Raw genomic sequence first — 22,501 nt, 5'->3', positions numbered from 1 at the left:
CGGCTACGGCCCCTTCGCCTCGCACGTCGCCCGATCTCGCGAGATTTCTCACCAGATCGTCTGGCCCGGGACGTGGGGAATGGAGCGGCTCTGCTTGGCGAGGAAGGCGCCCTTTTCCACCACGACAATGCTGTCGTAGAAATGCACCGCCCGGGTCAGGCGGCCGATGTCCGAGCAGGGCAGATCGTGCCCGATCTGGCGCTTGTTGTGCGGGTTGCCGGCATGGAGCTCGTCGACGATCCGCTTCATCCGTTCGATGAAGGTGGTCGGCACGCCGAGGCCGCCGCCCCATCCCGGCCAATAGCAGGCATGGGTGTCCTCGACGACATAGAGGGCCTCGCGGGGCATGTCCGGATAGAGGAAGTCGAAGGTCGCGTTGACATGCGCCGTCATGTGGCTGCCGTCGTCGAGCACGATGTCGGGATATCCGAACTCGTCGACGATCGATTTCAGGAAAGCAGGATCCGACTGGTCGCCGATCCTGACCGCGATCTGCTCATCCTCGAACCGCCGGCATTCCTCCCGGATGTCGACCGTGACGATCTGGGCCGCCGGTCCGAAATAATGCTTCCACATCCGGGACGATCCGCCCTGGCCGGTGCCGATCTCGAGGAACATGATCCGCCGATCGCGAAATCGCGAGAAATAGCGCTCGTAGATGGGAAGATATTGGAGCCACTTGTTGATCGGCTCGCCCTGGTTCGTCCAAAAATACTGGTTCAGCGACATGGAACAACCCGATGGCTAGAGGAAGATCGCCTCTCTGTCAGGAGCGGCCGCGGGCGATCAGAGCCCCATCGCCTTGTAGGCCGCCGCCAGCGTCGGCGCCGCCAGCGCGCGGGCCTTTTCGGCGCCCTTGGCGAGGATCGCGTCGAGTTCGTCGGGGTTGGCGTTGAGCGCCTTCAGCCGTTCGGCGATCGGCCCGAGCTTCTCGACCAGCAATTCGCCGAGCGCCGGCTTGAATGCGCCGAAGCCCTGGCCGCCGAACTGCTCCAGCACCTGTGCGGGCGTGCTGTCCGTCATCGCCGCATAGATGCCGACGAGGTTGCGCGCCTCGGGGCGGCCCTCCAGCCCCTCGACGGTCTCGGGCAGCGGCTCGGGATCGGTCTTGGCCTTGCGGATCTTCGACAGGATCGTCTCGGCGTCGTCGGTCAGGTTGATCCGGCTCATGTCCGACGGATCGGACTTGGACATCTTGGCCGATCCGTCGCGCAGGCTCATCACCCGCGCGGCCGGGCCGCCGATGACGGGCTCGGGCAGGGTGAACAGCTCGACGTCGAAATCGGTGTTGAACTTGGTGGCTATGTCGCGCGCCAGTTCGAGATGCTGTTTCTGGTCCTCGCCGACCGGCACATGGGTGGTCTGGTAGAGCAGCACATCGGCCGCCTGCAGCACCGGATAGCCATAGAGGCCGATCGAGGCGCCCTCGCGGTTCTTGCCCGATTTCTCCTTGAATTGGGTCATCCGGTTCAGCCAGCCGATCCGCGCGGTGCCGTTGAGCAGCCAGCACAGCTCGGCATGGGCGGGCACGTCGCGCTGGCGGAACAGGATCGCCTTGTCCGGGTCGATCCCGCAGGCGACCAGCGCCGCGGCCATCTCGCGGATGTTGGCGGACAGCGCCTTCGGGTCGTTATGGACGGTGATCGCGTGGAGATCGGCCAGGAAGAACAGGCACTCGCCCTCGTCCTGCATCTGCACCCAGCGCCGGATCGCGCCGAGATAGTTGCCGAGGTGCAGGTTGCCGGTGGGCTGGATGCCCGAGACTGTGCGCTTGTGGGTCATGATGCGCGGGCTTTTGCGGCGCGGGGGAGGGGAGGTCAAGGCGGTTGCCTTTTCTGCAGGCAAGGCCAACCCAGTAAGCGCTGCTCGTGTCGGTCATGATGATCTCCCTCCGGCTGCGAGGAGAGTGCGGAGATGCATTGTGCTGCGTTACCGCCGTCAGTTGTTTGAAGGCTGTCCAAACCAATCTACGTCGCCCCAGCGAAGGCTGGGGCCAATGGCTCTCTACAGCCAGATGCCGTCTAAGGAGGAAGCAGACATGGATTCCAGCCTGCGCTGGAATGACGATTGCGAAGGGGTTAACGCCGTCTTCTGAACTGCCCCTTCAGCGTCGCCATAGAATAGGCGCCCAGCCCGAACACCAGCCCGAAATAGACGACTGCCGCCGCCCCGATCATCGCCGACAGCGCGGCGATCCGCTCGATCAGGCTGCGCCCGGTCCAAGGGTCGATCCAGGGGTTGAGCGCGAACAGCAGGGCCGCCATCGCCAGCGTCGCCGCGATCAGCCGGATGCCGGTGCGGCGCAGGCGGTCATCGATCGCGAAATGGTCGCGGCGGCGCAGCATCGCGTAAAGCAGGATCGCATTGACCCAGGCCGAGATCGCGGTCGACAGCGCCAGGCCGACATGCGCCATCGGCCACATCAGGATCAGGTTGAGCACCAGGTTCACCAGCATCGCCACCAGCGCGATGCGCACCGGCGTCTTCGTATCGGCGCGCGCGTAGAAGCCGGGCGTCAGCACCTTGATCAGCACATAAGCGGGCAGGCCGAGCGAAAAGGCGGCCAACGCGCGCGCGCTGGCGATGGTGTCCTTCGCGTCGAACGCGCCATGCTGCAGCAGCGCGCGGATCAGCGGGGTTGCGGACACCATCAGCGCGGCGGTGGCGGGGAGGGTCAGCAGCAGCACCAGCTCGATCGCGCGGTTCTGGGTGTCCATCGCCGCGCGGGCATCGCCGCCGCCCAACTGGCGCGACAGGCTCGGCAGCATCGCCGTGCCGACGCCGATGCCGATCAGCCCGAGCGGCAGCTGGTTCAGCCGGTCGGCATAATAGAGATAGGACACCGACCCCTGGGGCAAGAACCGCGCGGCCAGCGTGGTCGAGATCAGCAGGTTGAACTGTACCGCGCCGGCGCCCAGCGCGGCCGGCCCGATCAGGGCGAGCAGCCGCTTCACCTCGGGGCTGAGTCGTGGCAGGCGGATGCGCAGCCGCACCCCGGCCTGCCAGCACGCAAGCACCAGCCAGCCGAGCTGCATTGCGCCCGAGATCGTCACCGCGATCGCCTGGGTCCGTGCCGTCTCGATGTCGCTATGGCCGCGGAAGAAGACCAGCCCGACGATCAGGCAGATATTGAGCAGGATCGGCGCCGCCGCGTTGACCCAGAAACGATTGATCGAATTGAGGATGCCGCCGAGCAGCGACACCAGCGAGATCAGCATCAGATAGGGGAAGGTGATCCGGGTATATTGGGTGGCCAGCGCGAACTTCTCCGGGCCGCCATCGGGGAATCCGCCGGTCATCGTCCAGACGATCGGGCCCGCGGCCAGCACCATGACGACGGTGAACAGGATCAGCACCGGCAGCAGCACCGACAGCACATCTTCGGCAAAACGCAGCGCGATCGCCAGGCCCTCGCCCGGTCGTTCGGTCTCGCCCTGGGCGACGGTGCGGTTGAACATCGGCACGAAGGCGGCCGAAAAAGCGCCCTCGGCAAACAGCGCGCGGAACAGATTGGGCAGCCGCCACGCGATCAGGAAGGCATCCGATGCGAAGCCCGCTCCCACAAAGCGCGCCATCAGCATGTCGCGCAGGAAGCCGAGGACGCGGCTGACCAGCGTCAGTCCCCCGATCGTGGCGCTGGCGCGGAGCAGGCTCATCGAACCGCTCCTACTCGTCGCCCCAGCGAAGGCTGGGGCCCATGTCTGTCTTCATCTGCAGCGGCATTTCATGCCGGGAGAGACATGGATCTCAGCCTTCGCTGGGATGACGGACTGGATGGGGTCATTCCGCCCTCAGGCTTCGCCTGCCGGCTGCGCCTCGGCGAGCTGCGCCTGCTGCTCCGCCTGCTGCATGTAGAGCGCGCCGAAATCGATCGGCTCGAGCACCAGCGAGGGGAAGTTGCCGTCGCGGATCGCGTCGGCGACGACGCGGCGCGCGAACGGGAAGAGCAGGCGGGGGGCTTCGGCGAGCAGGAAGGGCGGGATATGCTCTTCGGGCACGTTGCGGATGCCGAATATGCCGGCGTAGACCAACTCCACCGCATAGGCCGTGAGTTCGCCCATCTCGGCCTTCACGTCGATCTTGAGCGACACTTCGTACACGTCCTCGCCGACAGGCTGCGAACCGATGTTGAACTGGACGTCGATCCGGGGTTGCTCGGGCGCCTGGTAGATTGCCGGAGCGCTCGGATTCTCGAAAGAGAGGTCCTTCACATATTGGGCGATCATGGCGACCTGCGGCATGGTGTCTTCGCCGTTGCTCATCGACTCGGCGGCACCCGTCTCTTCGCTCATTGCACTCTTTCCATCATCTCGTGGGGGCCGGGTTATCGAGCGTTCCGCCCGCGCCCGGCAATGCGCCACGCGCCTAGCAGGCGGCGCGGGACGGAGCAATGGCAGGGTTATCGGAGCAGCCCGTGCGCTAATCGCGGCAGCAGCATTTGAATATTGACGCCATTGTCCCTATGTTAACGGACAGGCAGGCACATGGAGGCCCGGTGACCACGATTGTCATTCTTGCGATGGTGTTTCTTTTCGTGGCGTTCCGGCTTTGGAGCGTTCTGGGGCGTCGTACGGGACATGAGCAGACCATTGCACGCCCGGCGGAGGCCGCGCCTGCGCCGCTCGGTGCCGGGCGCTCGCTGCCCGACAGCTCGACGCCGGCGCTCCCGGCCCGCTCACCGGTGGTCGAGGCGCGTGCCGAAGCCGGGGTGCGGGCAATCTCGATTGCCGACGGCGGCTTCGACGCAGGTCATTTCCTCGAGGGTGCACGTTCCGCCTATCGCATGATTCTCGAAGCCTATTGGCGCGGCGACGAAGACTCGCTGCGCCGGCTGACCGACGATGGTGTCTATGAGGCCTTTTCCGGCGCTATCGCCGAGCGCAGGGCCGCCGGTCAGGTGCTCGACAATCGCCTCGTCTCGATCGAAAGCGCCGTCATCGAACAGGCCCGACTGGCAGGCCAGACCGCTAGCGTCACGGTGCGTTTCGAAGCCGACATCGCCGCCGTTACCCGGGACACCGAAGGCAATGTCATTGCCGGTTCGCTGACCGACGCGGTGCCGACGCACGACGTGTGGACGTTCAGCCGGAATGTCCGCTCCGACGATCCGAACTGGATATTGGTCGAAACCGACGAGGCAGCGTGATCCGCCGTCTTGGTGCGGGGCTTGTCGGCCTCGCGATGCTCTCCGCCTGTACCGTCGTTCCCACCCCCGGTGGCGCCGATCGCGCGCCGCCGCCGGCGCATCATGCGCCGCGCGTAGCAGCCCCGGCTCCGGCGCCGGTGACGCCGGCCCCGCTTCCGAAGCCCGCGACGGCGATTGCCAGCGGCATCCAGCCCGGCCCGGCCATCACCAGCTTCGCGATCGCGCCGGATGCCGCCAGCGCTGCGCTTGTCGCCTTCCGACTGTCCTGCCCCAGCCTGCAGCGCCGCAGCGACGCCAGCGGGCTCACGCTGGCGGGGGACTGGTCGCAGGTCTGTGCACAGGCGGCGGGCTGGGCGGACAGCGATGCGATCGGCTTCTTCTCGAACCAGCTGGCTGTAGTGCAGGTCGGCGATGGCCAGGCCTATGTCACCGGCTATTATGAGCCGGAGATCGCCGGCTCGCGTACGCCCGCTCCCGGCTATGAGGTGCCGATCTACAAGCGGCCGCCCGATCTGGTCGAAGGCGATCTCGGCGATTTCTTCCCCGAACTGAAGGGCAAGAAGATCCGCGGCAAGGTGCAGGGCGGCAAGCTCGTCCCCTATCCCGATCGCGGCGAGATCGAGGATGGCGCGCTCCGCGGCAAGGCGCTCGAGATCGGCTATGCCGCCGATCCGGTCGAGTTCTTCTTCCTCCAGGTCCAGGGATCAGGCCGCCTGCGGCTGCCCGACGGCTCGGTGATGCGGATCGGCTATGATGGCCAGAACGGGCGCGACTATGTCGGCATCGGCAAGCTGATGCGCGACCGTGGCCTGCTCGGCCCGGGCCAGCTTTCGATGCAGGGCGTGATGGCCTGGCTGCGCGCCAATCCGGCCGAGGGCGACGCGATCATGCGGGAGAATAAGAGCTTCGTCTTCTTCCGCGAACTCACCGGCGCCGGCCCGATCGGCGCGATGAACGTGCCGGTCACCGGCCGGGTGAGCGTCGCCGCCGATCCGGCGTTCGTGCCGCTGGGCGCGCCCGTTGTCCTCCAGCTGGACCGCACCGAGGCGAACGGCCTGTGGATAGCGCAGGACACCGGCGGCGCGATCAAGGGCGCCAATCGCTTCGACAGTTTCTGGGGCGCGGGCGATGACGCCCGGACCATTGCCGGCGGGATGAGCGGCCGCGGCCGCGCCTGGCTGCTGATCCCCCGCATCTCGGCGCAGCGTTTGGCGGAGGGCCATGGCGGGGCGGCGGCTCGATCCTGAGGAAAGCGCGCTCTGGCAGCGCGTCACCGCAACGGTCCGCCCGATCGCGCGGCGGCCGTCAAAGGCCGCGCCACCGACCATCGCCGAAACTCCGGCAGCGCCCGCCGGGAAGCGCGGCCGCGTTCCGCCGCCCAGGGTGCCCGCGGCAACGCCGGTCGCCCAGCAGAAGCCGCTCGCCGACAGCCTCGACGGCGGCTGGGACCGCCGGCTCCGGCGCGGCGTCACCCAGCCGGACTGGACGATCGATCTCCACGGCCACACCCTCGACAGCGCTCGCCGCACGCTCGATGCCGCGCTCGACCAGGCGTTGGCGGAAGGCGTGCGGGTGCTGTTGCTGATCACCGGCAAGCCGCCGCGCGACGGGGACCATGACATCGATGGCCGCCCCAGGCGCGGGCTGATCCGCGCTTCCCTTTCGAGCTGGCTGCAATCGTCCCACCACGCCAGCCGCATCGCGGCCGTGCGCAACGCCCATCCCCGTCACGGCGGCGCAGGCGCGCTCTACATCATCCTGCGCCGCGAGCGGGATTAGCTCCTGACGAGAAAGGGCCGTGCTACCTTTGAGCAGCACGGCCTCCTCGACCTTGGCGAGCGCCCAGCCCCGGTCAGTCTTCCGACTGGCTGCCCGACCGGGTGCCGGTCTTGCCATGTTGTCCCTGAGCCTTGGCGTTCTGGTTTTCCGCGTGCTGGTTCTGCGACTTGGCGGTGTCCTTGACCTCGCCCTTGCCCATCGCCGACACCAGGACATTGCCCGAGCCGCTGAAATTGCTGGCCGGCAGGCTGGCGGTAGCGTCGCCCACTTTCATGACGACCGACTGGACAGTGCCGTTAGCCGTGGAGCGGACATCCTGCACCGTACCGATCACCCGGCCGCCGGCATCGCGCACGACCATGCCGGGTGCGACATCGAAACTGCCGGCCGTACTGGCGGCGGCGGTTCCCGCCAGCGCGAGCTGGCCGAGGCTGCCCGTCGCGCTGCCGGCGGCATTGCCCGAAGCCGATCCGCCGGCCGTCGGCGCGGCGGTCGCGCTACCGGCCGTCGAGCGGGCTTGACCGGCGGTCGAGCGCGCAGCGGAAGCGGCGTTGCCGACGGCCCCGCTGACCGCGTCGGTGCCGACCAGCTGCGCATCGGCGCTGCCGCCGGCGGACCCTGTCGCACTGCCGGTGATGCCATTGACGGCACCGTCGACACTGCCTGCGCCGTGGCCGCCGCCCGATACCTTGCCGCTGCGGCGGTCGACACTGTGCGAGCCGCTGGCCGAGGCGCTGTTATCCAGCGAACCGGTCACGCCCGAGCCCAGCGAACCGACGCCACCCAGGCTGCCGGCCCCGCCAAGACCGCCGCCGATCATGCCGCCCAGACCGCCGCCGAGCCCGCCACCGCCCAGCAGCTGGGCCGACGCCGGCGCGGTCGTGATGGCAAGCGCGGCGGCCGCGCTGGTCAAGAATAGCTTGTTCATCGCTTTCATCCTATTTGGCCAACGGCGTCATGTGCCGTGCGATGAGGCAACGGTGCGGCCCATGGCTTTCATCCCGAAAACCGAATGTTTTTTATTTTTCACGACAGATCAATGCGTTGTGCAGGAGGCGCACACTACGCCACGGCCATAGAGTCGCGCCGATCCGCCTTTCGGCTGTGTCGTCTCAGCCGTCAGCAGCGCAATAGCGCGCGTTCGTGGTAGTGATCCAGCGACGGCGAGTCGCGCCAGCCGGCCGGCCACGAAAGGTGCTGCGAAGGAGGTGCCGCGCACCTTGATCGTGCCCCCCGCCGCGTTGGCCGCGATCAGGTCGGCGCCCGGCGCGGCGAAGTCGAGATGCGCGGCCCTGCCCGCCTCGATCAGCGTCCGGCCGCGCCCATCTACTCCCGTGACGGCGATCACCTGCGGACAGGAGGCGGGGAAGGCGGCGGGGGCGGCAGCGCCGTCGTTGCCGACCGCGGCGACCATCAGGACGCCACGCTCGTCGGCCGCGGCCACTACGCGTGACAGCAGCGGGTTCGGCGGGCCAGCGAGGCTGATGTTGACCACTTTTGCGCCGCTCGCGGTAAGCCATCCCAGCGCGCGCGCGATCGCCAGAGCATTGCCGCCGCGCGGGTCGCGGCCGTAGATGTCCGCGGCCAGCAGGCGGCTCTGCGGCGAGACACCGCGGAGAGCCCCGCGACCGACCAGGATCGAAGCGATGGCAGTGCCGTGGTTGCCGGGAGCTGGAGCCCCTTCGGCAAACCCTCGCTGGACGATGGTGGGCGGGAGCGCGGGATGCTGCGCCACCCCGCCATCGATCAGGCCGATCGTCGCCCCGGGACCGGTGGACGAAGTCGCCGGCGGATGATCGCTTCCGCCCGCTGGCGCGCCACTTTGCCGGTAGATCGGATTGGACTGGACCATCGCCGATGGCGCGAGCCTGGCGAGCAGCTTTTCCGCCTTGGTGAGCAGCATGCCGGGGGGCACGCGCAGTCGCGCCATGGCAATGCCGAGCCCTTCGACACCGCCCCGGTCGATGACCGCGAAGCCTGCTGCCGTGGCCGCCGCGATCATCGTTGGCGTCGGATCGAGGACGATCAGCTCGCCTTTCACCGCGGGATCGCCGCGTGCATCGAGCTCGAGCGCCTGCGGGTTGCGGCGGACCAACTCGCCGAGCTGGTCGAGCCGGAGCCGCGCCAGCCGATCGACCAGGCCGCCCGCCTGCTCGGTCGTCTCTTCCACCGCCCCGCCGATTCGATTGCCCAGCTGGTCGATGCCGCCGGTTGCCTGGCCGAGGCCGCCGCCGAGCGGAGGCAGCAGCTGGGCGATGGCCGCACCCGACATCATCAGCAGTGCGGCGAGTGCCAGAGGCGTAGCGCGGCTGCGCATGGGATCGACTTCCTTTCACGACCGTTATGATCAAACGGATTTCAGCTCCGGTGGTTTCATGGGATTAAACGCGTCGCGCCATCCGTTTCATCCTCAAGGACGGCAGCGCCTGGCAAGCGGGCTGTCGAAGGGCGCAAGGAAAGGGCCGACTTGACCCTGTTCGAACGCGAATTGCTGGCGTTGCTGCCCCGGCTGCGGCGCTTTGCGCGTGCGCTGGCGATCGACACCGCCGACGCCGACGATCTGTGCCAGAGTGCGCTTGAACGCGCGTTGAAGGCCGAGGCGCAGTGGGAACGAGGAACGAGACTGGATTCGTGGATGTACAGGATCATGCGCAATTGCTGGATCGATGAGGTGCGCGTTCGCAAGCGCCGTAGCCAGACCTTCGTTGCCGAAGAGGAAGGCGCCGAGGTCGGTCAGGCCGACGACCGCCGCATCGAGGCGCGCGTCGAACTCGGCAATGTCGACCGGGCGATGGCCGCACTGCCGCCCGAACAGCGCGAGGTCATCGCGCTGATCCTGGTCGAAGGGCTGGCTTATCGCGAGGCGGCCGAACTGCTCGACCTGCCGATGGGCACGGTGACCTCGCGGCTCGTGCGCGGGCGGCAGGCGCTGATGGAGATGCTGGGAGAGGTGGCGTGACCGAGGAACAGATCATCGCCTATGTCGATGGCGAGCTTGGGCCGATCGAGGCGCTGCGCTTCGAACGCGCGATGGAGGCCGACCCTGCGATCGCCGCCGGGGTCCGCCGCCACCGCAGGTTGCGTGCCATGATCGAGAGCCATTTCGCGCCCGCGACCGGAGAGCCCGTGCCGGCGCGGTTGACGAAGCTGGTCGACAACAATGTCGTAGCCTTTCCGCAGCGCCTGCGCAGCCGGTTCGGCGACAGCGGCCGCTATGCCGCACTGGCGGCGACGCTGGTCGCCGGGCTGGTCGCGGGCCAGCTTCTGCCGCACCGTGAAGCGTCGCCCATCGGGGAGCGCGACGGCGCTGTCGTCGCGCAGGGCGTGCTCGCCCGCGCCCTCGATACGCAACTCGCGTCGGAGCCCCAGGCGACGGACTATCATATCGGCGTCAGCTTCCGCAGCGTGGACAATCGCTATTGCCGCACCTTCAGCGGGGCGACCGGTGCGGGACTAGGCTGTCATGACCGTTCGGGCTGGACAGTTGAACGCTTCGTGGCCGGTGGCCCGAGCGAACGAAGCGCCGCCTATCGCCAGGCCGCAAGCCCCTCCGCCGAAATCCTCGCGGCCGCGCAGGACATGATGGCTGGCGCACCGCTGGACGCGGAGCAGGAGCGGAAGGCGCAGGCGCACGGCTGGCGCGAAAGCTCGAGCGGAAGCTGAACCCGTACTGTCAAAAGGACGGCGGTAGGTTTCAGCGCTGAAATATTCGGGCAATCTATCGGTTCGAAAGCGGCGGCACGCCACCCCCGCGGAAGGACTCCGCTCATGCCGCTCCAGCCGGTTTCGACTATTTTGCCACAGGGCACCCAGTTCAAGATCACTGCCGCCGGCTGCGAGAACGGCCGCCATTCGGCGATCGGCAGCAGCAAGGTCGAGATCGACGGCATCGTTCACGCCACCTGCCGCCATTGCGGCTGCGAGCTGATGCGGCTGGGTGCGTCTCGCCGCTGGTTCCGCACCGGCGAGATGGGTGGCTAGACTCGGATGGCTTTGCCTTGGTGCACATCCTGCTCCCGTTCGTGTCGAGCGAAGTCGAGACACGGAGCGCCGCGCTGCAGGTCAGTCCCTCGACTTCGCTCGCGACGAACGGATCAAAGTAAAGCGGTCTTGTTCTAGGCCAAGCCGGTCAGCGCCCCTGATTGCGCCAGCGGTGGATGACATGCTCCACGATTGCATCCTCGTCGCCGCTATGGCGCCACAGCTCCGAGAAGACCGGATCGTTCGACGCGGGGCGTAGCCCTTCTTCGAGATCGTCGAAAGCAACGCGGAACGGAATCGAGACGCCTTCACCGCAGATGATCGCCTCGCGGTTGCGCAGCGCCGGGATCGCATCGAGGAAGCTGCGCGCACCTTCGGGCATCGCCGCCTTCACGAAAGCCTGGTCGCGCTCGTTGTTCAGGCGCATCGCGATGATCGTGCCGCACTGGGACAGCACGCCTTCAGCCAGGTCTGACGGGCGCTGCGTCACCAGCCCCAGCGATACGCCATATTTGCGCCCTTCCTTGGCGATGCGCTCGAGGATCTTGCGAACCGGTCCATTGTTGGTCGAACGGTCCGACGGCACGTAGCGATGCGCCTCCTCGCAGACCAGCAGCACCGGATGCTGCGCCTGGCCGCGGGCCCAGATCGCATAGTCGAACACGCAGCGCGCCAGCACCGCGACCACCACCGAAGTAATCTCGGACGGCACGCCCGAGACGTCGATCACCGATATCGGCTTGCCGTCGCCGGGAAGCCGGAAGATTCGCTTGATGAAGCTCTTCATGCTGTCGCCGACCAGCATGCCGGAGAACATGAAATGATAGCGCGGATCCGAGCGGATCTCGTCGATCTTCTGCTTGAGCCGCAGATAGGGCGCGCTGTTCGATGCCTTGTCGAGCTTGCCCATCTCGGTCTGGATGATGTTGCAGAGATCCGACAGCACATAGGGAATTGGGCTGTCGACGGTGATCCGCGCGACCGTCTCTGCAGCGCGGTTCTTCTGCCGCGCGACGAGCAGGCATTTGGCAAGGATGTCGGCATCGGTCTGGCGCTCGGCGCCGGTCGTCGTCAGCAGCACCTCGCAATGTTCTTCGAAGTTCATCAGCCAGTAGGGCATGGCGAGATTGGTGACATCGTAGGACGCGCCGACTTCCGCGAACGCCGCGTCATATTCACCGTGTGGGTCGATCATCACGATATGGCCGGCGGGCGCCAACTGGCAGATGCGGTGGAGGATCAGCGCGGTGGCGGTCGACTTGCCGGTGCCGGTCGATCCCAGCAGCGCGAAATGCTTGCCGAGCATGGCGTCGATCAGCAGCGCCGCTCGGGTCGAGCAGGTCGGGTGAACGGTGCCGATTTCGACATGCGGGATACTGCCGGCGCTGAAGATCGCGTTCATATCGCTGCTCGATACCGCGTGCACCGGGGTGCCCGGCAGCGGATAGCGGGTAACGCCGCGGCGGAAAGAGATGATGCTGCCTGCGCCGTCGAGCGTGCCTTCGCCGAGGAAAGCGATCTGCGCGCTGATCTCGTTGCCCTCATGGCCGAGGCTGTGGACCGACGCGACCACGCAGCGGCCGCCTGCCGTCATCCTGAGCATCGAGCCGATCTCGCCCGCCATGGCGACGGCGGCATCGGAATCCTGCGCAATCAGCTGGAGCATCGCCGGATCGAGCCTTGTGTCGGCACCGCCGCCAGAGACCGTTTCGATCCGGCCCAGAGCAGCGGCGGCCAGCATCTCCGCGTTTCCGAAGGCATCTACGCCGGTAAAATCATTCATCTGGTCACCGCTTCCGCTGCATCGCGAACGGCGTAGCGGGCACCGGTTAATTCCGGGTTTCGCCCTTAGTAGCGGCTGCCGTCATTGCGCGAAAAATACCAATGTCCATTCGCGTCCAGATCCGCGCGGATATCGTCCTGCGGAAAGGTTCCTTCGTCGCCTCGCGTGCGATCGCCGATTTCCAGATATGTTACCTCCTCGGCGGAGCGATTGACGAGGTGATGGGCCAGCCCTGCCGCGGCGAAGCCAGCGCACATGCCGGGCGACAGCAGCACCTCTCCCGCTTCGGTCACGAGAGTTGGTGCGCCGCTCAGCACATAGATGAACTCGTCCTGGCGGCTATGGCGGTGCATCAGCGCCGACTCCGCACCCGGCTTCAATGTCGTGAGATTGACGCCGAAATTGGTCAGCCCGAACAGATCGCCCAGAGCGCGCTTCTCGCGCCCTGCGACGCGAGCCCGCAGGTGGTCGGGATAGCCGGAGGGCTTGGTGCGGGGCGCAACGGTTTGAGCGTTCACCGCCAGAAAATCAGGAGCTGGTTTGTCGGTCATCACTTGCGTCCATGCCTTGCCTTCATTCTCGCAGCCGCTTGAAGGCGGCGCTGGCGGCCCAGCCGAGGCCCAGCGACAGCAGCACCGCGAACAGGCCGTAGAGGAAGCTGTGCCGCACCGCCGCGCGGGCGACGAACGCCTCCATGCCCGACTTATCGATGTCGATGTCCCGCGTTGCGGCGGCGATCACGCGGCCTTTCTCAATGAGGAAGGTCTCGGCGGTATAGCGGCCGACCGGAACCCGCGCGGGGATCGCGATGCGGGCGCGATAGAGCACGCCTTCGCTGATCTCGACGCCCCGCGCCGTCTCGGAATAATAGCCGCCGCGGCGCTTGAGATCGATCAGCCCCTGCTCGAATCGGCGGTCCTCCGCAGGATCGCCGCCGCTCGCGGGCGACAGCTGGAGATTGTCGATTCCGAGTTCGTAGATCACTGCGGTGCGGCGATCCACGATCCCGTCGATCTTACGCGACGAGGCGAGCGCGTAGAAGGAGGGCACCGATCGGAAGTCGGCGCTGTCGGCATTGATCCACATGCCTGCAATCTTGCGCTTCTCGCGGATCAGCACCGGCTCGGCCGGACCCTTCACCACCACCGCGATCTGGGCGTCGTCGCTTGGCGCCTTGCCGCCCGGATAGAGGATGGCCCCGAACAGCAGAAGCTCGGCGCCGGTGAAGCTGTAGATGATCTCGATCTTGCGCTGCGAGACATCGGGCACCAGCCGCGGGCTTTCCGCGGAGGCGAGCAAGGGCGCGAGCAGCAGGAGGAAAAATCTTCTCACAGACCCTGCACCGTGAAGATCTCCGGTGGGCGCCAGGTCAGGCCCAGCAGCATCCGGATCGCCACCACCAGCACGATGAAGGCCAAGGCCAGGCGCAGATATTCGGGCTTGATGGTCTGCGCCATGCGCGCGCCGATCTGGGCACCGGTGACGCTGCCGATCAACAGCAGGCCGGTCAAGACGAGGTCGACTGCCTGGGTGGTTACAGCGTGGATCAGGGTCGTCGTCGCGGTGACGAACAGGATCTGGAACAGCGACGTGCCGACCACCACCCGCGCCGACATGCCCAGGATGTAGATCATGGCGGGCACCAAGATGAACCCGCCGCCGACGCCCATCAGCACCGTCATGACGCCAGTCAGGAAACCGAGCAGAAACGGCGCGAGCGGCGAGATGTAGAGCCCGGACTTATAGAAGCGCCAGCGGAACGGCAGCATCGCGATCAGCGGATTGTGGCGCTTGCCCTGCGGGCTGGGCCGCTCACCGCGCCACTCCGCGACCAGCGCGCCGATCGCTTCGCGCGCCATGACGAGGCCGATGCCACCTAGCATCAGCACGTACATGACGTTGACCACCGTATCGATCTGGCCGACATTCTGGAGGACGCGGAACAGGAAACCGCCAAGCAGCGATCCCAATGCGCCGCCCGCCACGAGCACCGCGCCCATATGATAGTCGACGCCACCGCGGCTGCCATGCGCGAGCACCCCCGAAACGCTGGCCCCGGTGATCTGCGGCGCCGACGAGGCGACCGCGACCGCGGGCGGAATGCCGTAGAAGATCATTAGCGGCGTGGTCAGGAAACCGCCGCCGACACCGAACATTCCGGACAGCAGGCCGACCAGCCCGCCCAGGCCGATGATGACGAGAATATTCACCGAGAGGCCGGCAATGGGCAGGTAAAGATCCATGACCAAGGGCTAGAGCATTTTGGGCGCACGAGGGAAGGGCGAGGTCATGGAAAATGCAGGTGGAGGGGGAGCCCCGCGCGAGCCCGCTTGCGAAGCCCGTCGGTTGGGAGCGGGGCGCTCCAAGCAGATATCCTCGTCCTGCCTTTGCAGAGAGCGGCCGATTGAATCTTGCCGACAGCGCATGTCGCGATATAGCTAGGTCATGGTTCCCTTTTCGTTCTGTTCTGTCGAGATGTGCGCCTTGCCTGAAGGTGGGCTGTTCCACAGCGCCTCGCGCAGCCTGTTGCTGGCCGACCTCCATCTCGAAAAGGCGAGCAGCTATGCCCTGCGCGGGCAGATGCTACCTCCTTATGATTCGATCGAAACGCTGCGCCGGGTCGCCGCGCTGATCGAGCGGACAGGGGCCGTAGCGCTCTATTGCCTGGGTGATTCCTTTCATGATCGCGGCGCCGCCGGACGGCTGCCGGACGAGGCCCTCGGCCTGCTAGGGCTGCTGACGGCGAAGGTCTGCTGGACCTGGATCGTCGGCAACCATGACCTGGCGATGTCGGATCCGCTCGGCGGGCGCATCGCCGCGTTGGTCGAGCTCGACGGCATGATCCTGCGCCACGAGGCCGATCCGCGCGAGATGCGGCCGGAGATTTCGGGCCACTATCACCCCAAATATAACGTCACCCTGCGGGGCCGGCGGGTGTCGCGGCCCTGCTTCGTCGCCGGACGGAGCAAGCTGATCCTGCCGTCCTTCGGGGTGCTGACCGGCGGTATGAATGCTGCCGATCCCGCGATATTGCGCGCTGTTGGTGCTGATGCCCGGGCGCTGATCGCGCTTCAGGAAAAGCTGCTGGATTTCCCGCTGGCGGCGTGAACCGGAACTATCCGATCGGGTAGACGGTCACCGGCTGCTTCTGGAAATGGTTCGGGAAGGCCACGCGCAACGCCTCGACCTTCGGAAGATCATTATAGACGATATAGGGATAGTCGGGCTTCCGGGTCAGGAAATCCTGATGATATCTTTCGGCCGGGTAGAAGCCGCGATAGCGCTCCACCTTGGTCACGATCGGCGCCTTCCACAGCTTTGCCGCGGCGAGCTGGGCCAGGTAGGCATCGGCAACCGCGTTCTGCTGCGCGGTGGTGGGGAAGATCGCGGTGCGATATTGTGTGCCGCGGTCGGGACCTTGGCGGTTGAGCGTGGTCGGGTCGGCTACGACTGCGAAGTAGATGCGCAGCAGCGTTCCGTAGCTCACCTGCTTGGGATCATAGGTGATCTTGACCGATTCGGCGTGGCCGGTCGAACCGGAACCGACCGTCTCGTAGGATGCGCTCTGGGCTAGGCCGCCCGCATAGCCGGATACCGCCGACTTCACGCCGTCGACATGCTGGAACACGCCCTGGACGCCCCAGAAGCAGCCGCCGGCAAGCACTGCGACGGCGCTGTTGCCGGCTTCGGGCGGATCGATCGCGGGCGCAGGTACGCGGACGATCGGCCCGGCATCGACCTTGGGTGCGGGCGCGATGGCAGGACTGCGGGTGGCCATGGTACCGGCCGCCGCCAGCAGCAGCAGCCCGGCCGACACTCCGGCGATCAGCGGCCGGTTAGGATTGTCCGTCAAAGGGGCATCCTTTTTTTCATCTTGTGTCCATTATGTCACACAGATGGGGGTGCGCCAATCATTATCAATCATTGGCGGTGCTCGTGAGCCCCCGACGCCGAACGGCAGGCATTGGTTGGCCGTTGCCTCGCGCGATGAACGCGGCGACGGTTCGCCGCGTCTCTGCCTCGCGTTGTCAATCTCACTACCGCAGCGCTGCCGTCGCCGCCTGGATACGCTCGCAAGCTTCGGTGAGGATCTTCTCGGACGTCGCGTAGCTCACCCGGAAGGCCGGCTCCAACCCGAAGGCCGCGCCCTGCACCGCCGCCACCCGCGCTTCGTCGAGGAAGTAGTCGATCAGGTCGGTATCGTTGGCGATAACCTTACCGGCGGGGGTCGACAGCCCGATCAGCGCCGACACGTCCGGATACACATAGAAGGCGCCTTCGGGGCATGGGCAATGGATGCCGCGCGCCTGATTGAGCATCGACACGACGAGATCGCGGCGCTTCTGGAACGCGTCGTTGCGGTCCTTCAGGAAGCTCTGGTCGCCGTTGAGCGCCGCCGTCGCTGCCGCCTGGGCGATCGAGCAGGGGTTGGAAGTCGACTGCGACTGGAGCTTGGCCATCGCCTTGATCAGCGGCTGCGGTCCACCGGCATAGCCGATCCGCCAGCCGGTCATCGAATAGGCCTTGGAGCAGCCGTTGATGGTCAGCGTGCGCTCGTAGAGATCGGGCGCGACCTGTGCGATCGTCGCGAATTCGAAGCCGTCGTACAGGATATGCTCATACATATCGTCGGTCATGATCCAGACGTGCGGATGACGGCGTAGCACCTCGGCTATGGCCTTCAGCTCGGCGGCGCTGTAGGCGGCCCCGCTCGGATTCGACGGAGAATTGAGCAGCAGCCACTTGGTGTTCGGCGTGATCGCGGCTTCGATCTGCTCGGGCGTGACCCGGTAGTTCTGGGCAGCGCCGGCCTTGATGAATACCGGCGTGCCGCCCGCGAACTGAACGATGTCGGGATAGCTCACCCAATAGGGCGCCGGGACGATCACTTCGTCCCCGGCCGAGACGGTCGACACCAGCGCGTTGAACAGCGTGTGCTTGCCACCCACGTTGACGCTGATCTGCGAGGCTTCATAGCTCAGGCCGTTGTCGCGCTTGAACTTCGCGGCGATCGCTGCCTTCAGTTCGGCGGTGCCGTCGACATTGGTGTATTTCGTCTTCCCGGCACGGATCGCCTCGATCGCGGCTTCCTTGACGAAGTCGGGCGTATCGAAATCGGGTTCGCCCGCGGACAGGCCGATCACGTCGACGCCCTTCGCCTTCAGCTCGAGCACCCGGCTCGTCATTGCGAGCGTGGGCGAGGGCGAGATGCGGTTGAGGGCAGGGGCGATGAGGCTCATGGCGAAGCGCTTTCGTGGTTGCGTCATGTGGGAAACGGGCGCGCTATAGGGGAGTAGTCGCCAAGCCTCAACCTCGGTCGTGCGGTCCCGCAACGAGCTTCGCCGCGATCAGGCCGCGCAGCGAGTTGCCGATGAAGAAGCCGTCCGTCAGATCGGGCGGGCGGACATCGCCTTCGACGGCCTGGCCATTTTCGAGCAGGCGTTCACGCAATATGCCCGGCATCAGCGATCCGGCGCGCGGTGTTACCAGCAATCCGTGCCGCTTCACGAAGATATTGGTGAAGCTGCCCTCGGTCAGTCGCCCGTCCTCGCGGATGAAGAGCACCTCGAAGGTGCCGGCGGCACGGCGGGCATCGTCGAGAAACGCCCGGTCGCTGGTCTTGTGCGCCAGGCGCGGGTCATCGGGTGCGACCGGCAGCGGCAAGATCGCGCAATCGACGGGGCCGTCGGGTTTGAGCGGCATGGGGCGCACCTCGATTGCGCGCGCGCCGCTGGGCGATAGCATCAGGCGGATCCGCGCGTCGTCGACGAGACGGAAGGTCGCCGCCTGGAGATCGTTTCGGCAATCATGGCGGTCAAAGGCGAAGCCGAGCGCTTCTGCGCTCGCCTTCATCCGCGCGAGATGCGATTCGAGTTCGACGAACCCGTCGATCGCTTCGAACCGCATCGTCTCGATCAGATCGAATGCCCCTGCCGCCATCGCGACCAAATGCCCCTGTCCCATCTGTGTAGTCACGGCCATGCTGCCCGGTTGGTTGCAACCCGGCAATATGTATCAGTCCAGTATCTCGCGGATTTCTGGCGTTGATCGTCGAACCCTGCAGTCCGTCACGGCTTGCAATGGCGGTTTGTAATCGTCATGTCGAGCCCATGAACAGCCCCGCCGACACGCCGCTAAAGGCCGTCATCATCCCGGTGACCGCTTTCCAGCAGAACTGCACCCTGATGTGGTGCACGCGGACGATGAAGGGTGCGTTCGTCGATGCCGGCGGCGATCTCGACCGGCTCAAGGCGGCCGCTGCCCAGCATGGCGTGACGATCGAAAAGCTGCTCGTGACGCATGGCCATATCGATCATTGCGGCGGCACCGGCATATTGGCCGAAGAACTCGGCGTGCCCATCGAGGGACCGCATCCGGAGGACCGTTTCTGGATCGCACGGCTCGGCGATGACGGCCGCAGCTACGGCATCGAGGGCAGGCCGTTCGAGCCCGACCGATGGCTCGACGACGGCGACCGGGTGACGGTCGGCGAACTGGTGCTCGATGTCTTCCATTGCCCGGGGCACACGCCCGGACATGTCATCTTCCATCACGCGCCGTCGAAGCTCGCGATTGTCGGCGACGTGCTGTTTCAGGGCTCGATCGGCCGTACCGATTTCCCCCGCGGCAACCATGAAGACCTGATCGCGTCGATCACGAAGAAGCTGTGGCCGCTGGGCGGCGACACTGCCTTCGTGCCGGGGCATGGCGCCATGTCGACCTTTGCACATGAGCGGGCCAGCAATCCCTTCGTGGGGGATCGGGCGGTCGGGGCCTAGTTTTTGTGCCCTCAAACGCCGGGCGGCCAGCATCCGCTGGCCTTGGCTTCGCGCCAATAAGGCGCGGCGGCGGTTCGGCGTTGCGGAGCACTGGTTGGCTCCGCCGACCAACTCGGCGTCGAGACCGCCAGAAGGCGGCAAGGCCGAACCGCCGCGTTAGCGTTTACTTTCCGACCCCGATCGAATCGCTCGTCACCGTCGTGATCGTGCCATTCTTCGTGGTGTAGGGAATGCTGATCGCGTAGCCGGCGAGTCCGACCAGGACGGCCCAGGTAATCAGCATACTGACCGCGCGGAATGGGTTGGGGGTCTGCTTGTCCATGCCGAACGGGTGCAGCACGCGGCCGAGTATATATATAATGCCGGCGCCCCACAGCCATGTCTGGGTTCCGCGCGCGAGTTCGATAAGGCCTATCAGGATCAGTACCAGCGGCGTATATTCGGCGAAGTTGAGCTGAGCGCGCATGCGGGATGCCAGAAGCGAATTGCCGCCATCGCCGATCAGCACTTTCGCCTTGAGCCGAATCGTCACGATGCGTATCGCAAGCCAGATGTTCACGATCGCGGCAGCGCCCGCGATGGTCAGCGTGATAGGCAGGATCATGTTCCCCTCCGTCAATAGTGGGGCTGATCTGGCAGGTCGTACCCATACTTGCAACGCGGAGCGAAATCGCTATAGGTCGCGCGCTCGCGACGAGCCCGGCCAATGCGTGACGGGCACTCGTCGCTTTATTTATTTAGATTTATCTAGCTAGGAATAGGTGCCGACATGGCCGTCCCCAAAAGAAAGACTTCGCCCTCTAAGCGCAACATGCGCCGCAGCCATGACGCGCTGCCGGTCGAGGCCTTTCAGGAATGCCCCAATTGCGGTGAGCTGAAGCGCCCGCACAATCTGTGCAATGCCTGCGGCCATTATAACGGCCGCGAGATCATTTCCGTCGAGGCCTGATCGGGCCATAGGGGGCAATGATTGTGGACGAGGCGCCGCGAATCGCACTCGACGCGATGGGCGGCGACGGCGGGCCAGCGACGATGATCGCCGGTGCCGCAATCGCCCGCGAACGCGATTCAGCGCTCAGCTTCATCCTGTTCGGGGATGAAGTCGCGATTCGGGCCGAGTTGCAGCGCCACGCCATCCTGTCGGACTCGATTGTCGTCCACTGTGACGATGTCATCACCGGTGACGATCGGCCAAGCCAGGCGATCCGGCGCACCAAGTCCAGCTCGATGGGCGCGGCCATCCTCGCCGTAAAGGCGGGGGAGGCTTCTGCTGCGTTGTCGGCCGGCAATACCGGTGCGCTGATGGCGATCGCCAAGCTCTCGCTCAGGACGATGCACGGCATCGACCGACCGGCGCTGGCCGCCTTGTTGCCGACCCTCGGCGACAATGACTTGGTCATGCTCGATCTCGGCGCGAACACCGACTGCGACGCCCGCAATCTCGTAGAGTTCGCGGTAATGGGTGCTGCCTATTCGCGCGTTGCGGTCGGCGTGCAATGTCCCCGCGTTCGGTTGCTGAACATCGGTACCGAGGAGATGAAAGGCACCGGCGAACTCAAGGACGCCGCCGCAACGCTGCGCGAGCAGACCAGCGGCCAATGGCGGTTCGATGGCTTCGTCGAGGCGGACACGCTGGGCCGCGGCGAGGTCGATGTCGTCGTGAGCGATGGCTTTTCGGGCAATATCGCGCTGAAATCGATCGAGGGCACGGCGCGTTTCATCACCGATCTCCTCAAGCGTGCCTTTTCCAGTTCGATCCGGTCGAAAGCGGGCTTCCTGCTGTCCAAGCCGGCGTTCGCGCTGCTGCGCCATCATCTCGACCCCAACAATCACAATGGCGCGGTCTTCCTCGGGCTCAACGGCCTGGTCGTCAAAAGCCATGGCGGCGCCGATGCGAACGGCACCGCCAATGCGATAGGCGTTGCCGTCAAGATCGCGCGTGATGACATCACGCGTCGGATCACCGAGGATCTCGAGCATTTCCGTAGTCGTGCGGTAGAACGGGAAGACGTCGCATGACTGTGGAATCGATGCGTCGCTCCGTCATTATCGGCACCGGGTCCGCCTTGCCGCGCCGCTATGTCACCAACGCGGAGCTGGCGCAGACGGTCGACACCTCGGACGAGTGGATCGTCGAGCGCACCGGCATCCGCGGCCGTTATATCGCGGGCGATGGCGAGACGACCTCCAGCCTTGCTGCCGAAGCCGCGCGCAACGCTATCGAGGCGGCGGGCATCACGCCCGCCGAGATCGGGCTGATCATCCTGGCCACCGCCACGCCCGACCAGACCTTCCCCGCATCGGCCACCATCGTGCAGACCGCGCTGGGCATCGACGATTGCGTGGCGTTCGACGTTCAGGCGGTGTGCTCGGGCTTCCTCTACGGCCTGACGGTGGCCGACAGCATGATTCGCAGTGGAGCGGCGACTTGCGCCCTCGTCATCGGTGCCGAGACATTCAGCCGCATCCTCGACTGGGAGGACCGCGCCACCTGCGTGCTGTTCGGCGATGGCGCCGGCGCGGTCGTTCTGAAGGCCGAGGATGGCGTACGCGGAATTCTCACCGCCAAGCTCCACGCCGATGGCCGGCATAATCAGCTACTTTATGTCGACGGCGGCCCATCGACCACCCAGACGGTCGGCAAGCTGCGCATGAAGGGGCAGGAGGTGTTCCGCCACGCGGTGACCAATCTCGCCGGGGTGCTGCGCGAGGTGATGGTCACGGCGGGCCTCGAAGTCTCCGATATCGACTGGCTGATTCCGCATCAGGCCAACCGCCGAATTCTCGACGCCACCGCCCGGAAACTGAGCCTTGCTCCCGAGCGGGTGATCGTCACGGTCGACCGACATGCCAATACGTCGGCAGCCTCGGTGCCGCTCGCGCTCGATGTCGGTGTGCGTGACGGCAGGGTGAAGCGGGGCGATTTGCTGGTGCTCGAGGCGATGGGCGGAGGCTTCACCTGGGGCGCTGCCGCGATCCGCTATTAAACCCCTTGTAAAACGGCTTTGATTCGCCTCGTCATGACCGTAAGGT

25 protein-coding genes are annotated in these 22,501 nt (G+C 66.0%); 11 read left to right on the top strand and 14 right to left on the bottom strand.

The genetic code is table 11. From position 1 onward, the window contains the following. Positions 1–48: 48 nt before the first annotated feature. From AAC645_RS06475 to secB, 4 genes are all read right to left on the bottom strand, one after another. A complete protein-coding gene (locus AAC645_RS06475) occupies positions 49–729 on the bottom strand; it encodes an O-methyltransferase (RefSeq protein WP_340314705.1) in 681 nt (226 codons plus the stop codon). A 57-nt stretch (positions 730–786) separates the two neighbouring features. Further along, the gene (gene trpS / locus AAC645_RS06470; RefSeq protein ID WP_340314704.1) at positions 787–1,782 is read right to left on the bottom strand and encodes a tryptophan--tRNA ligase; all 996 of its coding nucleotides are present in this window, start codon (positions 1,780–1,782) and stop codon (positions 787–789) included. A 296-nt stretch (positions 1,783–2,078) separates the two neighbouring features. Then, positions 2,079–3,656, bottom strand: coding sequence for a murein biosynthesis integral membrane protein MurJ (murJ, locus tag AAC645_RS06465; protein WP_340314703.1), 1,578 nt, complete (start codon positions 3,654–3,656; stop codon positions 2,079–2,081). A gap of 135 nt (positions 3,657–3,791) precedes the next feature. Then, the gene (secB, locus tag AAC645_RS06460; RefSeq protein ID WP_340314702.1) at positions 3,792–4,292 is read right to left on the bottom strand and encodes a protein-export chaperone SecB; all 501 of its coding nucleotides are present in this window, start codon (positions 4,290–4,292) and stop codon (positions 3,792–3,794) included. 203 nt (positions 4,293–4,495) lie between these two features. On the opposite strand from secB, the gene AAC645_RS06455 reads away from it, so the two are divergent. The 3 genes from AAC645_RS06455 to AAC645_RS06445 are packed head-to-tail and all read left to right on the top strand — an operon-like array spanning position 4,496 to position 6,925. After that, positions 4,496–5,146, top strand: coding sequence for a Tim44/TimA family putative adaptor protein (locus AAC645_RS06455; RefSeq protein ID WP_340314701.1), 651 nt, complete (start codon positions 4,496–4,498; stop codon positions 5,144–5,146). Next, positions 5,143–6,393, top strand: a complete 1,251-nt coding sequence (gene mltA, locus AAC645_RS06450; protein ID WP_340314700.1) for a murein transglycosylase A — start codon at positions 5,143–5,145, stop codon at positions 6,391–6,393. The genes AAC645_RS06455 and mltA overlap by 4 nt, the downstream gene beginning before the upstream one ends. Next, positions 6,368–6,925, top strand: coding sequence for a Smr/MutS family protein (locus AAC645_RS06445; RefSeq protein WP_340314699.1), 558 nt, complete (start codon positions 6,368–6,370; stop codon positions 6,923–6,925). The genes mltA and AAC645_RS06445 overlap by 26 nt, the downstream gene beginning before the upstream one ends. Before the next feature lie 73 nt (positions 6,926–6,998). On the opposite strand, the gene AAC645_RS06440 is transcribed toward AAC645_RS06445, so the two are convergent. Both AAC645_RS06440 and AAC645_RS06435 read right to left on the bottom strand, forming a co-directional pair. Continuing rightward, positions 6,999–7,853 carry a hypothetical protein gene (locus tag AAC645_RS06440; protein ID WP_340314698.1) on the bottom strand — a complete coding sequence of 285 codons (855 nt, stop codon included), beginning with the start codon at positions 7,851–7,853 and terminating at the stop codon, positions 6,999–7,001. 108 nt (positions 7,854–7,961) lie between these two features. Then, positions 7,962–9,242, bottom strand: coding sequence for a S8 family serine peptidase (locus tag AAC645_RS06435; protein ID WP_340314697.1), 1,281 nt, complete (start codon positions 9,240–9,242; stop codon positions 7,962–7,964). Positions 9,243–9,392: 150 nt separating this feature from the next. Here AAC645_RS06435 and AAC645_RS06430 point away from each other — a divergent pair, with 150 nt between their 5' ends. The 3 genes from AAC645_RS06430 (at position 9,393) to AAC645_RS06420 (ending at position 10,906) form a co-directional block, all read left to right on the top strand. Continuing rightward, on the top strand, positions 9,393–9,884 hold the full coding sequence (locus tag AAC645_RS06430) for an RNA polymerase sigma factor (protein ID WP_340314696.1): 492 nt from the start codon (positions 9,393–9,395) through the stop codon (positions 9,882–9,884). Next, the gene (locus AAC645_RS06425; protein ID WP_340314695.1) at positions 9,881–10,588 is read left to right on the top strand and encodes an anti-sigma factor family protein; all 708 of its coding nucleotides are present in this window, start codon (positions 9,881–9,883) and stop codon (positions 10,586–10,588) included. Before AAC645_RS06430 ends, AAC645_RS06425 begins: the two co-directional genes overlap by 4 nt. Positions 10,589–10,693: 105 nt before the next feature. Continuing rightward, positions 10,694–10,906, top strand: coding sequence for a hypothetical protein (locus AAC645_RS06420; RefSeq protein WP_340314693.1), 213 nt, complete (start codon positions 10,694–10,696; stop codon positions 10,904–10,906). Between the two features lie 148 nt (positions 10,907–11,054). Here the strand turns inward: AAC645_RS06420 and AAC645_RS06415 are convergent, their stop codons facing one another. The 4 genes from AAC645_RS06415 to AAC645_RS06400 form a co-directional block, all read right to left on the bottom strand. After that, on the bottom strand, positions 11,055–12,689 hold the full coding sequence (locus AAC645_RS06415; protein ID WP_340314692.1) for an ATP-binding protein: 1,635 nt from the start codon (positions 12,687–12,689) through the stop codon (positions 11,055–11,057). Between the two features lie 65 nt (positions 12,690–12,754). Next, entirely contained in the window at positions 12,755–13,240 is a 486-nt protein-coding gene (locus tag AAC645_RS06410) for a cupin domain-containing protein (RefSeq protein ID WP_340314690.1), read from the bottom strand. A 22-nt stretch (positions 13,241–13,262) separates the two neighbouring features. Continuing rightward, complete coding sequence (locus AAC645_RS06405) at positions 13,263–14,021, bottom strand: TIGR02186 family protein (RefSeq protein ID WP_340314688.1); 759 nt, start codon at positions 14,019–14,021, stop codon at positions 13,263–13,265. Continuing rightward, positions 14,018–14,932, bottom strand: a complete 915-nt coding sequence (locus AAC645_RS06400) for a sulfite exporter TauE/SafE family protein (protein WP_340314687.1) — start codon at positions 14,930–14,932, stop codon at positions 14,018–14,020. Before AAC645_RS06400 ends, AAC645_RS06405 begins: the two co-directional genes overlap by 4 nt. Before the next feature lie 202 nt (positions 14,933–15,134). Between AAC645_RS06400 and pdeM the strand changes: the two genes are divergently transcribed. Further along, the gene (gene pdeM, locus AAC645_RS06395) at positions 15,135–15,797 is read left to right on the top strand and encodes a ligase-associated DNA damage response endonuclease PdeM (RefSeq protein WP_340314686.1); all 663 of its coding nucleotides are present in this window, start codon (positions 15,135–15,137) and stop codon (positions 15,795–15,797) included. A 7-nt stretch (positions 15,798–15,804) separates the two neighbouring features. On the opposite strand, the gene msrA is transcribed toward pdeM, so the two are convergent. From msrA to AAC645_RS06380, 3 genes are all read right to left on the bottom strand, one after another. Beyond that, on the bottom strand, positions 15,805–16,542 hold the full coding sequence (gene msrA / locus AAC645_RS06390; RefSeq protein ID WP_340314684.1) for a peptide-methionine (S)-S-oxide reductase MsrA: 738 nt from the start codon (positions 16,540–16,542) through the stop codon (positions 15,805–15,807). A gap of 184 nt (positions 16,543–16,726) precedes the next feature. Next, a complete protein-coding gene (locus AAC645_RS06385) occupies positions 16,727–17,929 on the bottom strand; it encodes a pyridoxal phosphate-dependent aminotransferase (RefSeq protein WP_340314683.1) in 1,203 nt (400 codons plus the stop codon). 67 nt (positions 17,930–17,996) lie between these two features. After that, positions 17,997–18,671 carry an aminotransferase class IV gene (locus AAC645_RS06380; protein ID WP_340314682.1) on the bottom strand — a complete coding sequence of 225 codons (675 nt, stop codon included), beginning with the start codon at positions 18,669–18,671 and terminating at the stop codon, positions 17,997–17,999. Positions 18,672–18,799: 128 nt separating this feature from the next. Here AAC645_RS06380 and AAC645_RS06375 point away from each other — a divergent pair, with 128 nt between their 5' ends. Then, complete coding sequence (locus AAC645_RS06375; RefSeq protein ID WP_340314680.1) at positions 18,800–19,468, top strand: MBL fold metallo-hydrolase; 669 nt, start codon at positions 18,800–18,802, stop codon at positions 19,466–19,468. A 163-nt stretch (positions 19,469–19,631) separates the two neighbouring features. On the opposite strand, the gene AAC645_RS06370 is transcribed toward AAC645_RS06375, so the two are convergent. Further along, positions 19,632–20,072, bottom strand: coding sequence for an MAPEG family protein (locus AAC645_RS06370; RefSeq protein ID WP_340314679.1), 441 nt, complete (start codon positions 20,070–20,072; stop codon positions 19,632–19,634). Between the two features lie 165 nt (positions 20,073–20,237). On the opposite strand from AAC645_RS06370, the gene rpmF reads away from it, so the two are divergent. The 3 genes from rpmF to AAC645_RS06355 are packed head-to-tail and all read left to right on the top strand — an operon-like array spanning position 20,238 to position 22,455. Continuing rightward, a complete protein-coding gene (rpmF, locus tag AAC645_RS06365) occupies positions 20,238–20,417 on the top strand; it encodes a 50S ribosomal protein L32 (RefSeq protein ID WP_340314678.1) in 180 nt (59 codons plus the stop codon). Between the two features lie 23 nt (positions 20,418–20,440). After that, positions 20,441–21,487 carry a phosphate acyltransferase PlsX gene (gene plsX / locus AAC645_RS06360; protein ID WP_340314676.1) on the top strand — a complete coding sequence of 349 codons (1,047 nt, stop codon included), beginning with the start codon at positions 20,441–20,443 and terminating at the stop codon, positions 21,485–21,487. A gap of 11 nt (positions 21,488–21,498) precedes the next feature. After that, entirely contained in the window at positions 21,499–22,455 is a 957-nt protein-coding gene (locus AAC645_RS06355) for a beta-ketoacyl-ACP synthase III (RefSeq protein ID WP_340314891.1), read from the top strand. Positions 22,456–22,501: the final 46 nt, after the last annotated feature.

The sequence above is a fragment of the Rhizorhabdus argentea genome (assembly GCF_037861105.1).
Taxonomy (GTDB): Bacteria; Pseudomonadota; Alphaproteobacteria; order Sphingomonadales; family Sphingomonadaceae; genus Rhizorhabdus; species Rhizorhabdus argentea.
The sequence above is the reverse complement of the archived record's forward strand: the minus strand, read 5'-3'. Positions and strand labels throughout refer to the sequence as shown.

Bases quoted from the DNA above. Each gene is read 5' to 3' on its own strand.
- AAC645_RS06400 (WP_340314687.1), bottom strand. From the start codon at position 14,932: ATGGATCTTTACCTGCCCATTGCCGGCCTCTCGGTGAATATTCTCGTC.
- AAC645_RS06445 (WP_340314699.1), top strand. From the start codon at position 6,368: ATGGCGGGGCGGCGGCTCGATCCTGAGGAAAGCGCGCTCTGGCAGCGC.
- AAC645_RS06370 (WP_340314679.1), bottom strand. From the start codon at position 20,072: ATGATCCTGCCTATCACGCTGACCATCGCGGGCGCTGCCGCGATCGTG.
- pdeM (WP_340314686.1), top strand. From the start codon at position 15,135: ATGGTTCCCTTTTCGTTCTGTTCTGTCGAGATGTGCGCCTTGCCTGAA.
- AAC645_RS06420 (WP_340314693.1), top strand. From the start codon at position 10,694: ATGCCGCTCCAGCCGGTTTCGACTATTTTGCCACAGGGCACCCAGTTC.
- AAC645_RS06475 (WP_340314705.1), bottom strand. From the start codon at position 729: ATGTCGCTGAACCAGTATTTTTGGACGAACCAGGGCGAGCCGATCAAC.
- AAC645_RS06440 (WP_340314698.1), bottom strand. From the start codon at position 7,853: ATGAACAAGCTATTCTTGACCAGCGCGGCCGCCGCGCTTGCCATCACG.
- AAC645_RS06375 (WP_340314680.1), top strand. From the start codon at position 18,800: ATGAACAGCCCCGCCGACACGCCGCTAAAGGCCGTCATCATCCCGGTG.
- secB (WP_340314702.1), bottom strand. From the start codon at position 4,292: ATGAGCGAAGAGACGGGTGCCGCCGAGTCGATGAGCAACGGCGAAGAC.
- AAC645_RS06410 (WP_340314690.1), bottom strand. From the start codon at position 13,240: ATGACCGACAAACCAGCTCCTGATTTTCTGGCGGTGAACGCTCAAACC.
- trpS (WP_340314704.1), bottom strand. From the start codon at position 1,782: ATGACCCACAAGCGCACAGTCTCGGGCATCCAGCCCACCGGCAACCTG.
- AAC645_RS06380 (WP_340314682.1), bottom strand. From the start codon at position 18,671: ATGGCCGTGACTACACAGATGGGACAGGGGCATTTGGTCGCGATGGCG.
- AAC645_RS06355 (WP_340314891.1), top strand. From the start codon at position 21,499: ATGCGTCGCTCCGTCATTATCGGCACCGGGTCCGCCTTGCCGCGCCGC.
- AAC645_RS06385 (WP_340314683.1), bottom strand. From the start codon at position 17,929: ATGAGCCTCATCGCCCCTGCCCTCAACCGCATCTCGCCCTCGCCCACG.
- AAC645_RS06415 (WP_340314692.1), bottom strand. From the start codon at position 12,689: ATGAATGATTTTACCGGCGTAGATGCCTTCGGAAACGCGGAGATGCTG.
- AAC645_RS06435 (WP_340314697.1), bottom strand. From the start codon at position 9,242: ATGCGCAGCCGCGCTACGCCTCTGGCACTCGCCGCACTGCTGATGATG.
- rpmF (WP_340314678.1), top strand. From the start codon at position 20,238: ATGGCCGTCCCCAAAAGAAAGACTTCGCCCTCTAAGCGCAACATGCGC.
- murJ (WP_340314703.1), bottom strand. From the start codon at position 3,656: ATGAGCCTGCTCCGCGCCAGCGCCACGATCGGGGGACTGACGCTGGTC.